Raw genomic sequence first — 13,757 nt, forward strand, 5'->3', positions numbered from 1 at the left:
TGTAATTTAAGCAAATGTCGTCCTACCAGTGCGGCACATGAAAAAATGTGATTCTGGTATTTTTTAATAGCCCTATTTTTTCGACATTGGGTCATAATTTCAGTCAATATAAGTCAGACTGACGGATCATAATTTTGGATATTGCAGTTATTGGTAGCGGCATGGCCGGTCTTGCTACCGCAAGAATTCTAAAGGATGCTGGGCATAATATTACTATTTTCGAAGCACTGACTGGGCGAGGGATGGATAGCCACAGTACAGAGTTTGAAGGTGGTCTGATTGATGCTCCGTTACGTGTCATGAACCCACACTTATGGAAAAACACCTTAAGTCTTGCGACTTATTTAGGCATCAAAACGTATCCAGTACGCACCTACATGGCATGTAGTTGGCTGTTTGAAGACCGTACAGAAACATGGCTAACCACTACGCGTAGTCGCATTGGCAATTTCCCGATTATCAATAACCGCAAAGGCCTACAGCAGTATGGATGGCGCTTGGTTAAAGGTATGTTGCAGCTTAAAACCGCGATTGCTAAATTCTTCAAATCTAAAGATCAAGACATTACCTTGGCTGAATTTATCAACCAGCATGACATTGAAGAAGTGTTTTGGCATGGTGCAGTCATGCCTGTGCTCTACACCATCTGTACCTGCAATCCAAAAACCATTGGCGAATGGCCAGCGAAACCGCTGCTGATCTTTTTACGTCAGTTGACGGATGGCGATGCTTTATTGCGTATACAAGGGGGAACACCTGCCTTGGTCGATAAATTGATTGAAAACATCAATATCCAAAGCGGATCTGCTATTAGCAAAGTCACTGAACAAGGTGACAAAGTTTTGGTTGAAAATAATAAGGGCGAACAGCAATTGTTTGACCGTGTGGTGGTCGCAACGCCAACCACAAAAATTGAAGAGTTTTTAGATCCTGTTCAATTTGCAGATGATATTGCGCTGTTAAAGCAGTTCCGTTTTGAGCAAGGTCAGCTGGTGATCCATACTGATCCTTCCGTGATGCCGCCTAAGCGTAAAGACTGGTCGGTGCTGAGCTATATGATGGACCGTAAGTTTACCCGTCAACAGTTCACGGTTTGGCTCAATTCAGTCGAACCGAGTCTGGTTGGTAAAAATGCCGTGTTCCAAACGTGGCAGCCTGTGACCGAGATTGACCCGAAAAAAGTAATTTCAACTGTAACTTTGACCCGTGCGGTGGTGGACTCGCAAACGGTGGCTTTGAATAAAGAGTTACAACAACGCCATAAGAGTGCCAACCGAAAAGTCTTCTTCTGTGGTTCATGGTCGTGCGATGGTCTGCCTATTTTAGAGTCTGCCGTCACTTCAGCAATGCATATTGCAGAAATTTTCGATGCACCATTGCCGTTTGTTGGATTAAAACCTAAAGTTGAGGTTGCCCCACAACTCGGCTACTAAAGCATGAAATGGCTCCAAACCTTACAGCGACATCTGCCCAAACATAAATATGCAATTGATGCAAAACAATTGGGAGATCACGCTGTATTGGCTTGGAGCAATCTTGGCTATTGGGAAAATAGCCAATCTTCCTATCCTGAGGCTTGCCAAACACTGGCAACGCATCTTGCTGATCGATTACAGCTAAAATCAAATGACCGTGTTTTAGACTTGGGTTGTGGACAGGGTGCGAGTCTATTACTGTGGCAGCAGCATTACCATGTTCAGCAACTTTGTGCGGTTGAGTTACAAGCCGAATGTGTCCAGCGCATACAACACACGTTAAATTCAAAGATACACATCATTCAAACGTCATTTTTAAATTTAAATTCAAAGCTATTTTCAGCACCTTTTGATGTGGTGTTGTGCCTTGATGCCGCTTATCACAGTGATTTAAATTCATTTTTGAGATCAACCCATTCTGTTTTAAATTCAAAAGGGCGGATTGGTTTTCACTATCTAATGTTGAGTAATGCATTTTTGAATTTAAATCGTTTTGAGAAACTTCAATTGAAAATGCTGTTAAAAGCAGCCGATGTTCATTTGGAACATCTTCAGTTAGAAGCGAATTTGAAGCATTCGATAGAAGAACAAGGCTATCAGCAGATTGTTATTGAAGATTTATCAGATGCAGTTTTGGCTGGGTTTTCTCGTTATTATCATGCACATTTAGCCCAGCAGGCCGCTCAAAATTTGGATCATTTCAAAATTAAAATGACGGCAAAACTCTGCCAAAAATTATTTGAACAAGGCATCGTGCGCTATGTTCAAATTACGGCAATGAAAGACATTTAAAGTGAAATAAAAAACCAAAGGTCAGAAACAACAAAGCCTCACTAAAAAGCGAGGCTAAGTATAAAATGGTGCCGGCACACGGATTCGAACTGTGGACCTACTGATTACAAGTCAGTTGCTCTACCAACTGAGCTATGCCGGCAACGTGGTGAGAATAATAGCGGATTTTCTTGAAAACGCAAGCCAAAAAGTGAGCGATTGAAATGCACATGGTTGTTTGTGCAAACTTCACCCACCAAAGGGTGGGTGAAAGCTAAGAATAAAATTCGGGGGCTGTGATGAAACTGTTTTTAAATAGGGTTAAGTGAAAACATGGAACTTATTTGCTCCTTAAAATTTGATCGAGGTCTTGGGCACATTCTTCCAACGTAAAAGCCATGTCGAGTTGCATTTGAGGTTTGAGTTCATTGGCCAGCGTTCTCCATTGTTCAATCAGACGAATTGCTTTTTGAATTTTATGTTTGTTGACATCCTTTGCAAGGGTTGGGGTATAACCGCCTCGTTTAGCGTTTTTAATTTGTTTGACATAATTGGTGCTGTTATTCATTCTGACTCCCGAATAGCAGTTTTATTGGTCAATTTTGTGTTTCGCTAGTTATATACCGCAAATGAATTGTGCTTCATAAACATTGCATCTAGATGATCATTGATGATTTATTTTAACCTCCCTTAGAAATTGTTTTAGCTCAAGTTTGAATCATGTTCAAGCGTTTATTTTTGAATAAATATTTCACTTTGTGGTGCGAATTATCCTATTGGGTGAAGAGTCGTTTTTATGAAGCAGACTTTGTGCCAAGTCAAAATAAGAATGTTCAGCATAAAAAAAGACCTTAATCTTTCGATTAAGGTCTTTAAAATTTTGGCGAAAGAGGGAATCACATTATTAATTTAACTTATTGAAATTAATATATGTCTATATAGCATATTTTTGTTTTTACCCCCAGTTTTACCCCCACTTAAATATTGGTAGAGCTATTTCAGCCTAGGAATAGATCAACGGATTATATATTAACCGTTTAATTTTTTGTATTGCACTAGCGAGCTGTTAAGCATTGAATTTTGTATTGCTGAAATAGTAAAGATTTTATATCAGATGAATCTACTTTAGTTGAAATGAAATGTTCTGCGTACAACTTAGCACGGGATTTGGATGAGCTTGTGAAAAGTATGTAACGGCATGAGGAATCAGTTAAAAGATGGTTGGTAAGTTTCTCATTTCGTTGATCCTATTGGTACAGTATTATCTTAATAAATACTTAGTAGATTACTACGTATGCTTTATTCCACTTTTGGAAACATAGCTAGATACAGAATTAATTTTATATTTAACAGTAATATTAACCTCCTATCGTCAGTGTGTCTGATAGGATTTTTTTTGTCTTAATTTTTTCTCAATATTGTATTTATTTTAATAATAATATGTTTTTTTTAACTTTTTTATATGTGGTAATTATGTTTTTATTTTTATTTAAGTCTATAATAAAACAAATAGTTATATGTATTTATTGATGAGTAAAGTATATAAATTGCCTAATGATACTAGGGCAAGAGGGAAAGTTGTAGGGGAGATAAGACCATTCATATCTTATATACGTGCATCTGATATCTTGGCGAACGAAACAATAGAACAAGCATCAAGTGAATCATTTAATCCCAAACAGGAAACGGAACTTGTTAAGAAGCGAACAGGTTTTAAAAAGAAAGAAGTATCACGATGGCCTGATGTAAGTGGTGCTGCACCAGCAAGACCATTATCGACACCTCATTGTACTGTTCAGGATCTCATGAATTATGCTTCCGATAATGAGAATATTTGGAAGTATAATCAGCATGAGAAGAGAGTTGAAAAATTAGCCAATCTATATTTTAGAGAGTATGGGCTGGGTGAGGAGTTGAGAATATTTATAGTTAAATTTGTTATTTTTATTGAGGGGATAATTGAAGGAAAAAGTGCAAAGGCCGTATGGGTTAAAAATATGGATGCGGATGCTTCTGTCAGTAAAGAAAGTCTCACATTGATTGGTCAACGGTACTTTGACTTATTGAACACTTACCATAGTTGCAACATTCTACAAAAAAATAATTTTTCAGATTTAAACGAATTTTTTAATTTTTTAAGCGTTTTTGATGTTGTTAAAGACACTTTTATGTTTTGGAAAATGAACTTTTTCCCAAATCAACAAGCCTTGGAATTAAATAAATTCATGTTAGATTTTAGAAAAAAATTGATTGCCTATAAAGGTAAATACTCTAAAAATTTTGAAAATATTAATTACGTAAATGAAAAAACTTTTCAAAAGATTTTTATAAAAGATCGCTGGATTCTTCGATTTGAGTTGACAACTTTTAAAATGCATCATGATGTACGGTTACTTTCTAAGACTTTTTCTGACCTCATGAAGAGGCTTGAAGGTGACTATCGATTATCGGGAGATATCAAGTATATTAAATTCACTAATGAAAAATTTTCGAAAAAATATCTAGATGTACTTTTTTTTATTGAACCTAATGAGAAATTTAATTCAATGGAGGAGGTCATACATCGTATCCAAGATGATTGGGTCAGAGCGAGCTCCTATACATTAAATGAACATCAGTCAAAGGATGGGAAAATATTGACTCATTATGCTGAAACAGATGCAAAAGTTAAGCAATTAATGAAGAGTGAAACATTTTTTAATTCCGAATATCTATATATTGGAACGAGAGATAAAACAAAAATTGAAGCTGCTGTAGATGTACTAATTCCATATTTTATTAGTCAGGCTATATTTCTTCCTGTTGAAAGTACTTTGCCGAAGACAAGGCAATTGACACAGGTTGGCTTCGGAAAAAAATATTGAAATGCGTTTTTTGGGAAAAACTATTTTAATTGGTAAAAGACTAACTTTAGCTTAGCTATAAACAATAAAGCTCCCTCAATTGGGCGAGTTTTTCTGAAAGAAATCCCCAATCTTGTAGGGAGTCTAGGAATAGTAAGAATGGGCACTTAGTTGGTAACTTATATTATTAAAACATCCTAACCTTTCTATTCATAAGATACTGACTACAAAAAGAATTCAATCAATCGCTACAATCTTTCTTTCATGATGCTACTTCTCACAGATCATTTACAGTGAATACTGTACAGGAGACTGTGAGAGTACTCAGGAAAGAGTACATATGTACTTGTAAATAAATACTCAACTGACTGATGACATGGTGAAAAATACTTTTTGGAGACACCATGACATCCATCCCTTCATTTAATCATCTTTCTGAACCAGCGACTCTTATTGCAGCAGAGAACTTTATTGCTGATATTCTGGTAAACGGTTTTGAAGAATCATTTAAACCCGTCTTGAAGGCGCTATTAGAGCAGTTTGAACATATCTATGATGTGGATCATCACTATAGTGATTACAACGCTGTTTTTGTGGCATTAAAGCTAGAAATAGATTCAATGCCTTACGACCCTTTTTGTAACCCTAATGCAGATAATTATGATTTTGTGCTTCAGCTTAAACTAGAACAGTTGAAGGAATTTGAAAAACAAATTATTGCATCTAAGCGTCGAATCCATGATGAGTTGAACCAATTTGCTCAGCAAGAAAAAAACAACACAGAGAGCTTAAACGATTATATTGGTAAGCTTTTCCATCATTACTCTAAGTTGCTGATAGTCAGAGTAGATCTCGCGTATAAAAATGATTCAAAGAGTCAGATCAATATTGAGCAATTCTATAAGCATTTTGAAAAAATGCGGAATCGGTTATCGAATAAAGATACCTGTTTTCAAGATATGCATGGGTATGCTTGGGCGTTGGAACAATCAACGGAAAATAATGGTGGGTATCATGCCCATCTGCTACTCATTTATGATGGTACGAAAGTACAGAGAGGCTCTTATTATGCGCAGCGTATAGGGCAGAAATGGCAAGAGATTACTCAAGGACATGGTTGCTATTTTAATCCTCATAGTAAGGAGTACATTCATAAGTTACGGATGGCAGGTTGTGAAATTGGTCTAGGGATGGTTACAAGGGATAAAGAGGGTGATTGGGAGCGTTTAGTCTCGGTGATTAATTACTTGACCTTGCCTGAAAAGGACATACAACGTCTTCGAGTAAAAGCCATAAAAGATATGCAAACTTTTGGGCATGGAGAGTTTGAAAATACCAAGCGTAGAGGGATTAAAAGTAGATTAAGTTAAAATTATTGACTTATACATTATGAGTCAAAAGGCTATTTTTTGTATTCTGATGAATTGGGGGGAATGCTTGCCCCAATTCCTAAAGGCAGCATATGGCTGTTATTTGTAAAAGAATTTTTTGTAAGATTTATTGAGTTTAATGAAGATAATTTGTACGACAAAATATGTCGTTAAGTATTCGTACGATCTTCTTTTTCTAGTTTGATTAATTGATAATCACATGACTTTATAACTCATAAATAGAGGAATTTTAAGTGGGTATTTTTGAAACTTTACAAGACGTTATTAACGATAAGATGTTTAATAATTCTTCGGCAAAAGAAAGCTCTATTGAGGATGTACTTAATAATATTAAAGCTCAAGTAGATTTGTGGGAAAATACAGAAGTCAAAATTGCTGTTACAGGTCAAAGTGGATCAGGTAAATCCTCTTTAATCAATGCAATCGCAGGATCGAAAATCGCTCCTGTAGGCTTTGTTGAAACAACAATGGAGCCAAAAGAATATAAGACAGAGAATGGAATTATTTTAGTTGATTTGCCAGGTTGTGGTACAGCTAACTTTCCTTTTGAATCTTACGTCGATGACATGAAATTATCTGAATTTGATGCCATTGTTTTAGTGACAGCAAACCGTTTTTATGAAGCTGATATTAAGCTCTTTAATTACGTTACGAATGAACTTAAAAAGCCTATTTTTTTAGTACGTACAAAGATGGATGATGCTTTACGAGATGGCGCTGAAGATAATGACCTTTCTAGAGATGAAGTTATAGAAATGGTATTAAACGATATGATTCATAATACGAATGTTTCTGATATCTCTAAAATTTATTTAGTGTCATCTAAGCCTAAACAGATTACACATTTTGATACTGCTCGATTAATAAAAGACATTTCTGAAAATTTACCCAATATAAAAAAGGGAAAATTTATTAGTGAGTCCGCAGCATATAGCGAGGAAGCCATTAAAGCGAAGCGAGAAACGATAACTGAAGTTGCTAAAAGATATGCGTATCTATCGGCAGCGAATGGCTTAAACCCAGTGCTGGGTGTCAATGTTGCATTTGATGTCGGTCTTTTGGTTAAGTTAACTCAAACAGTTCTAAAAAGTTATGGCCTAGTTGATTCAAGTATTGCTGACTATATTAAAAAAAGTGAAGAGAGCGGTAAACTTCATGGAACGATTCAGGGAATTAGTAAATGGTTAGCTCAATATGCTACGGAGGCTGGAATTAAACAGATCTTGCCTAAATTGGCTGTAGCACAGGCTTCTAAAAGTTTTAGTTCGTGGGTGCCTTTAGTGGGGCAGGCGATTGCCGCAGGGATTGGATATAAAATGACGAGTTATTATGCTGAAAAGTTAATTAATGAATCAGAAGAAAAAGCTATCCTTGCTCTTAAACTTTATATTGGTGAACAATATTAAAAAAGAATGATTTTGTTCCACTCGACTACCGAAGATTAATAGCTATATCTTAACTTAATTAAAGCTATTCTAGGGTGTTCAACTCTAGAATGGCTTTTTATGCTTAGTCACGTTCTACTCCTATTATTTAAATAATTTTCTAAAATTTTGAGAGCAGGGCTTAAAGTTAGAAATGGAATTGTATGGTCTTGTAAGTGACTTATAAAAATATAGAAATACAAAATAAGCCATATCCATAACCATCTGAATTGACTTCAATCCCCCCCACTATTATTCTTAGCATGCTGACCTACATTGTCAGTTGGTTTTGACAGACCAAGCGTATAGCGTATCAGGTACTTGTATTCTTCCTGAGTATAAGTCTTGTGCGAAACCTTCTCGTCCCCCTTTGCGGTAGAACGGGAGGGGGACGCGTTCGCGCGTGCTGGTTCTATATGCCCAGTCTGTCAACCCCTTTTCGTTCTGCCACCATAATCAATTGACAGTGATTTGGTAGAACTTCTAATGCATATAGGAGTCCATCATGGTCATTCAAATCATCCCTTTACTGTACTGAATTCTATTTCAAACAGCTGACTTTTCATCAAGCAGTTGATGGGATTTATTCGTCTCATTTTATTCATATCCGCACATCTCCTCGCTAGGGAGCATGCGTCGTTGTGTCTTAAATTTTGATTTCAATACAGAACAATACCAGAGGGGAACTTTATGAAAATTCAAACATTCTGCATGTTTGCTGTATTCCTTTTACCTATTTTATCTGCCTGTTCATCTACGGATAGCAAAGACCGTAAAGCCTATATCGAACAATGCATGTATCCAAATGCTGCCATTAAAACCGCAGTGGAAAGTGAAGAAGCCTGTAGCTGTCGCTATGACAGCATTCGTGAACAATACGGCAAGCCATTCTTTACAGTCCCGATCACCAATGATGAAGACAGACGTCGTTTGGACTTTGCCAGAGGCTATACCGTAGGCAAATGCAGAGGATAGGAACATGCTAAATAAAAAATTACTTTTCATCACTGCCGTTGCTTTGCTTGCAGGATGTACCTCCAAACAAGAGAAAGCTTGTCAGGAAGAAGCGAATGTGGCTGAAACCGTGATGCAGGCTCGCTTGACCTATGGTGGCTTTGCCGAAGCGACTTATATGCTTGCAGGCGATAACGATGAGCTGAGAGAACAACTCAGACCGATTATTCATGATGCCTTTGAATATGGTCGAGGCGGTACAGCGACTTTCGAAAAAGCCAAACAAGTCTTTAAAGATAAATACTACCAACAATGCATGGATAGACCAGCACATTGATGTGAATGCCTAAGCATAGAGGGGAGAAGGGGAAAGATGAAAAAGATCATGATGCTGGCAACCATTGCCATGTTAACAGTCGGTTGTGAAAAGTAGCCAGAAGCCGCACAAGCACAAAATCCAGTTGCTAAAACTGAAGAAACGAAAGCTGCTGTCAAAGCTGAAAAACTGACGGAAAAAGAAATACAGGATTTAGAAGCTTTAGAAAAATCACCGAGTGAAGAAACAGCAGCTACAGCAGGCTTTTACTTAAGTAATTTGGAAGTGACGCCTGTTGATGAAATACGAGAGTTTATTGCCAAAGGCTGGGATGAATGGGAAACCTTGAATAGACAAGAAGCCGAGAAGGATGAACAACAAGCGCCATCCGATCAAGGCGGTGCTTCGATGCAATACCGTATTGAAATCAAGAATCAGGTCTTTGGACCGAACAACGTGGTGGAAACAGCCTATCTACATTTAATCTCGCTCTCTGACAGCATTACTCTGGATCGAGTAGTGGTGAACCGTGGTAACTGTAAAGCAGATTATCGTGATGGTGCCAATCCCATTCTGTACGGTAAAACTATGCGCTTCTTCCTAAATTGCGATCCGCGGAATGTCAGAGAGGTGGTCGCGGTATTGAAGGATGGGCGTGAAATTGTGATGACAGCGCAATAAGGTGAAGACTATATCTTCAGGTGCATGGGCCACGGGCTAGATGTTTGAGGCTTTTGCGTGGATTGAAAGAAATTTCACTTATATAACATAAAGATGAATCAATACACTGAATGAGTTTTTTGAGTCAATTACATAAGGCTTAATAAGCAAATTCACAAGACAAATCCGAATCAGGCTGCTGGACTTCATTCCAATCAAGGGATGGGGTTCAGCAGCCTTTTTGTTTATAAGGACAAAACGCATGGCACATCAACTCGAACAAATGGCTTATGTCGGTGCAACCCCTTGGCATGGTTTAGGCAACCAACTCACGCAAAATCAACCGATTGAAGTCTGGGCACAGCAGGCAGGCATGGACTGGCGCATTGAATCCTCCAATGTTAGTTATATGGCACAAAATGAACGAGGACAAAGTATCATCATGCCCTATGAAGAACAGCGTGTTTTATATCGTTCCGATACGCATGCACCTTTATCTGTGGTCAGTCAGCGCTATCAGGAAGTGCAACCTAAAGAGATTCTACATTTCTACAAAGACCTGACCGAACAATCAGGCTTTGAATTAGAAACCGCAGGAGTTCTGAAAGGTGGGAAGAAGTTCTGGGCATTAGCCAAAACTGGGCAGACCTCTGCCTTAAAAGGCAACGATGTCAGCAATGGCTATATTCTCTTAGCCACTGCATGTGATGGAACTTTAGCGACTACAGCACAATTCACCAGTATTAGAGTGGTGTGTAACAACACCCTAGCCATCGCCCTGAAAGGACAAAGTTCAAGTGCAGGCGTGGTCAAAGTACCACACAGTACCAAGTTTGATGCCGAGAAAATTAAACAGCAACTCGGTATATCCGTCCGTGCATGGGAAGATCACATGTATGAAATGAAACAACTCAGTCAACGTAAAGTCACACAGCAAGAAGCGGCTGCTTATTTCGATGCTGTGTTTAACAATACCAGTCTGAGTATTGCGGATCAGGATGACAGCATTATTCAGTTTTATCGTAATGTTGCCAGCCAAGCAGATTCCACAAAAACCGAACCGAATGGACGAGCCATGTCTAAAGTCATGACCATGTTTAATGGGCATGGAAGAGGTGCTGAACTCAGCTCAGCCAAAGACACCGCCTATGGCTTACTGTGCTCGATCACAGAATTTGCTGACCATGAACGTCGTGCCATGAGTCAGGATCATCGACTCGATTCTGCTTGGTTTGGTGCAGGAGCAGGCTTAAAGCAACGCGGACTAGAACAGGCTTTAAGGATGATTGCCTGAGTTCAAATGCTTAAGCTAACCAATTCAACAACCAATTAACCAATACAACTTTAGATACCTCACAGCCACATCTTCGGATGTGGCTTTTTTATGCCCGAAATTTACAAAATAGGAAATCATCATGAATACAGCACTGAACACCCCGCTGAACGTAACACCGAATCCAATGGTTCATATCCATGCCAATCGTCCCAAATTGTTTACTGCCAAACGCTTTGTGGATACCAAGAAACTTAGCCAAGCCGAGTGGTTAGAAGTACGTCGGCAAGGTATAGGTAGTAGTGACTGTGCCGCAGCCTGTGGACTCAATCCCTATATGTCGATGCTGGAACTGTGGATGATTAAAACAGGACGGATTCAACAAAACATTGAAGATGAAAGCGAGGGACATGCACCTTTGTACTGGGGTAAGCAGCTTGAACCCTTAGTCGCTGAATACTACAGCATGCACACCAACTACAAAGTCCGACGGGTCAATGCCGTATTACAACACCCTGAACCTGATAAGCATTTCATGTTGGCCAACTTGGATTATTCGGTGGTGGGTGATGCCGATGTCCAAATTCTTGAATGTAAAACAGCAGGGGAATATGGTGCCAACCTCTGGCGAGATGGTGTGCCTTTATACGTGCTGTGTCAGGTGCAACATCAATTGGCAGTGACAGGTAAGAAAGCTGCGCATATCTGCGTATTGATCTGTGGACATGAAACCCGCATCTTTAAAGTGACCCGTTCAGAATCAGTGATTCAACACATCATCGATGCGGAGCGTTACTTCTGGGAATGCGTAGAGAATGATACCCCGCCTGAAGCCGATGCCAGTGAATCGGCAGCCAAAGCCCTGCAACTTTTATATCCTGAACATGTACCACTCAGCACCACAGATTTATCTGAAGACGAACAAGCCAGTCAACAGTTTGAGCAATTGCTTCAAGCTCGAAGTCAAATTGACAAGCATCAAGAGAAGTTCGATCTCCTCAAACATCAGCTACAAGCCAAGATGCAAGATGCCGAACGGGCTGTGTTTACGACAGGTTCAGTGACGTGGAAAAAGGCTAAAGACTCGATCAGCTTAGACAGTAAGGCTTTACTGAAACAGCACCCTGAATATCTGAGTCAATTTCCACAAAGCAAACAAGGTTCACGACGTTTCAACATCTATACCAATGATGATTGAAGTTAATTTAGCCTAAGCAAAATATCCAACCACCATAAACCCAAATCCTATGCCTCAACGCATGGGATTTTTTATACCAATTTCATTTTAAGCAAATACAGAAACTCATTTAACAGAAGAGGAAATCATGATGATCAAAGGTCTAGCAATCACACCGCCTATTCTAGGGCGAATCAGTATCGGTAAAGTGGTAGAAAAGAATGGTAAACGATTGCCCGAAAAGGATGACCAGTTCACCATTACCAGTCAAATTCAAGGTAAAGAAGGCTGGATTAAACATCCATTGGATGAGCAACTTCGAGCCAAAGCGCAAAACCAAAAACTTAGAACCATACCAGTGCGGATGATCTTCAATGATCCTGAACTGAATTTACGCGCAGAGTACAATTTATTTGATCGTCAAACGGGACGACCGATCTGTGTAGGTAATGGAGAAACATGTCAGCGAATGACCAATCAAGGGATTGAACAACACCCATGTCTTTCACCTGATCTCTGTCCTTTGGCACAAGGTGGTCACTGTAAACCTTATGGACGCTTGCATGTCAATTTGGATGAGTCGGATGAACTGGGCACATTCATCTTTAGAACCACGGGCTTTAACAGTATCAGAACTTTGGCTGCACGATTGTCTTATTACCATGCAGCATCAAATGGTTTACTTTCATGCCTACCAATGCAATTGACCTTGAGAGGCAAGTCCACGACGCAAAGCTATCGTACACCTGTGTATTACGTCGATTTAACGCTCAGAGATGGCATCAACCTTCAACAAGCCATTCAAACAGCAAAAGACATTGACCAACAAAGCAAAGCTTCAGGATTTAATCAACATGCTTTAGATCAAATGGCGCGGCAGGGTTATGGTAATGCAAGGTTTGAAGTGAATTCAGAAGAGGGTTTGGATTTGGTGGAGGAGTTTTATAGTGATGAAAATCAAGAGACTGAAGTTGAACAAGTTCAAGCTGAAACCAAAGCTAGAGCTAGAGCAAAGCCTAAGCCGAATCAGTGTGAGGGTTTTGTGCAGGATATTCAGCAAGGCTTACAGCAGAATGTACGGGCTGTGAATTAGATCGGAGTGGACGAGATTGGACTCAGTAAAATTTTATTGGACTGCCTTATTATCTGAGCGAATCACCGCTCGCATCAATGATCAGGAGTCAACATCATGAATGCGTTCACAGGTCAAACTTTTCAAATGAATCAAATTATTAATATTAGTGAGGTAATTGAGTTTACAAGTATTAGTCGAGCAAAAATTTATGAAATGATAAAAGTGGATTCAAAGTACTATGATCCAACTTTTCCTAAGCCAGTTCGCTTAAGTGAATCACGTATTGGCTGGGTGGCTTTGGAAGTTCATCAATGGCTTGAAACTAAGATACAAAATCGATAAGTGTGGGAGCGATAGCTCCCTTTTTTTTCATTTATAATGATGAAATTAGTTTTGAG

Annotated in this window: 12 protein-coding genes, 1 tRNA gene and 1 pseudogene; 12 read left to right on the forward strand and 2 right to left on the reverse strand. The window is 38.9% G+C overall.

Annotated features, from left to right (window positions below; genetic code table 11):
- Positions 1–134: 134 nt before the first annotated feature.
- Both AC4CU2_RS01035 and AC4CU2_RS01040 read left to right on the forward strand, forming a co-directional pair.
- Entirely contained in the window at positions 135–1,433 is a 1,299-nt protein-coding gene (locus AC4CU2_RS01035; RefSeq protein WP_279734547.1) for an FAD-dependent oxidoreductase, read from the forward strand.
- A gap of 3 nt (positions 1,434–1,436) precedes the next feature.
- Complete coding sequence (locus AC4CU2_RS01040; protein ID WP_438330929.1) at positions 1,437–2,267, forward strand: SAM-dependent methyltransferase; 831 nt, start codon at positions 1,437–1,439, stop codon at positions 2,265–2,267.
- Positions 2,268–2,333: 66 nt separating this feature from the next.
- Here the strand turns inward: AC4CU2_RS01040 and AC4CU2_RS01045 are convergent.
- Both AC4CU2_RS01045 and AC4CU2_RS01050 read right to left on the reverse strand, forming a co-directional pair.
- Positions 2,334–2,409, reverse strand: a tRNA-Thr gene (locus AC4CU2_RS01045).
- A 177-nt stretch (positions 2,410–2,586) separates the two neighbouring features.
- Positions 2,587–2,814, reverse strand: a complete 228-nt coding sequence (locus tag AC4CU2_RS01050) for a hypothetical protein (RefSeq protein ID WP_004691623.1) — start codon at positions 2,812–2,814, stop codon at positions 2,587–2,589.
- A gap of 961 nt (positions 2,815–3,775) precedes the next feature.
- On the opposite strand from AC4CU2_RS01050, the gene AC4CU2_RS01055 reads away from it, so the two are divergent.
- The 10 genes and pseudogenes from AC4CU2_RS01055 (at position 3,776) to AC4CU2_RS01100 (ending at position 13,701) form a co-directional block, all read left to right on the forward strand.
- Complete coding sequence (locus AC4CU2_RS01055; RefSeq protein WP_332453179.1) at positions 3,776–5,110, forward strand: hypothetical protein; 1,335 nt, start codon at positions 3,776–3,778, stop codon at positions 5,108–5,110.
- Positions 5,111–5,493: 383 nt separating this feature from the next.
- The gene (locus AC4CU2_RS01060; protein WP_490768159.1) at positions 5,494–6,459 is read left to right on the forward strand and encodes a YagK/YfjJ domain-containing protein; all 966 of its coding nucleotides are present in this window, start codon (positions 5,494–5,496) and stop codon (positions 6,457–6,459) included.
- A gap of 254 nt (positions 6,460–6,713) precedes the next feature.
- Positions 6,714–7,886 carry a GTPase gene (locus AC4CU2_RS01065; protein ID WP_490768160.1) on the forward strand — a complete coding sequence of 391 codons (1,173 nt, stop codon included), beginning with the start codon at positions 6,714–6,716 and terminating at the stop codon, positions 7,884–7,886.
- A gap of 708 nt (positions 7,887–8,594) precedes the next feature.
- Entirely contained in the window at positions 8,595–8,879 is a 285-nt protein-coding gene (locus tag AC4CU2_RS01070; RefSeq protein WP_490768161.1) for a hypothetical protein, read from the forward strand.
- Between the two features lie 4 nt (positions 8,880–8,883).
- Positions 8,884–9,195 (forward strand): hypothetical protein, encoded by a 312-nt coding sequence (locus AC4CU2_RS01075; RefSeq protein ID WP_490768162.1) that lies wholly within the window; start codon positions 8,884–8,886, stop codon positions 9,193–9,195.
- A gap of 36 nt (positions 9,196–9,231) precedes the next feature.
- Positions 9,232–9,855: pseudogene (locus AC4CU2_RS01080) on the forward strand (hypothetical protein).
- 241 nt (positions 9,856–10,096) lie between these two features.
- Positions 10,097–11,128: a DUF932 domain-containing protein gene (locus AC4CU2_RS01085; RefSeq protein WP_490768163.1), complete on the forward strand. Its 1,032-nt coding sequence runs from the start codon at positions 10,097–10,099 to the stop codon at positions 11,126–11,128.
- A 121-nt stretch (positions 11,129–11,249) separates the two neighbouring features.
- Positions 11,250–12,305, forward strand: a complete 1,056-nt coding sequence (locus AC4CU2_RS01090; protein ID WP_490768164.1) for a YqaJ viral recombinase family nuclease — start codon at positions 11,250–11,252, stop codon at positions 12,303–12,305.
- A gap of 130 nt (positions 12,306–12,435) precedes the next feature.
- On the forward strand, positions 12,436–13,377 hold the full coding sequence (locus AC4CU2_RS01095; protein WP_490769192.1) for a recombination directionality factor: 942 nt from the start codon (positions 12,436–12,438) through the stop codon (positions 13,375–13,377).
- 96 nt (positions 13,378–13,473) lie between these two features.
- Positions 13,474–13,701 carry a helix-turn-helix transcriptional regulator gene (locus AC4CU2_RS01100; RefSeq protein ID WP_490768165.1) on the forward strand — a complete coding sequence of 76 codons (228 nt, stop codon included), beginning with the start codon at positions 13,474–13,476 and terminating at the stop codon, positions 13,699–13,701.
- Positions 13,702–13,757 lie beyond the last annotated feature (56 nt).

Source organism: Acinetobacter sp. 797_lipA (assembly GCF_058243025.1).

Excerpts from the sequence above, each read along its gene's own strand:
- AC4CU2_RS01040 (WP_438330929.1), top strand. The coding sequence starts at position 1,437 with ATGAAATGGCTCCAAACCTTACAGCGACATCTGCCCAAACATAAATAT.
- AC4CU2_RS01055 (WP_332453179.1), top strand. The coding sequence starts at position 3,776 with ATGAGTAAAGTATATAAATTGCCTAATGATACTAGGGCAAGAGGGAAA.
- AC4CU2_RS01060 (WP_490768159.1), top strand. The coding sequence starts at position 5,494 with ATGACATCCATCCCTTCATTTAATCATCTTTCTGAACCAGCGACTCTT.
- AC4CU2_RS01050 (WP_004691623.1), bottom strand. The coding sequence starts at position 2,814 with ATGAATAACAGCACCAATTATGTCAAACAAATTAAAAACGCTAAACGA.
- AC4CU2_RS01070 (WP_490768161.1), top strand. The coding sequence starts at position 8,595 with ATGAAAATTCAAACATTCTGCATGTTTGCTGTATTCCTTTTACCTATT.
- AC4CU2_RS01100 (WP_490768165.1), top strand. The coding sequence starts at position 13,474 with ATGAATGCGTTCACAGGTCAAACTTTTCAAATGAATCAAATTATTAAT.
- AC4CU2_RS01095 (WP_490769192.1), top strand. The coding sequence starts at position 12,436 with ATGATCAAAGGTCTAGCAATCACACCGCCTATTCTAGGGCGAATCAGT.
- AC4CU2_RS01075 (WP_490768162.1), top strand. The coding sequence starts at position 8,884 with ATGCTAAATAAAAAATTACTTTTCATCACTGCCGTTGCTTTGCTTGCA.
- AC4CU2_RS01085 (WP_490768163.1), top strand. The coding sequence starts at position 10,097 with ATGGCACATCAACTCGAACAAATGGCTTATGTCGGTGCAACCCCTTGG.
- AC4CU2_RS01090 (WP_490768164.1), top strand. The coding sequence starts at position 11,250 with ATGAATACAGCACTGAACACCCCGCTGAACGTAACACCGAATCCAATG.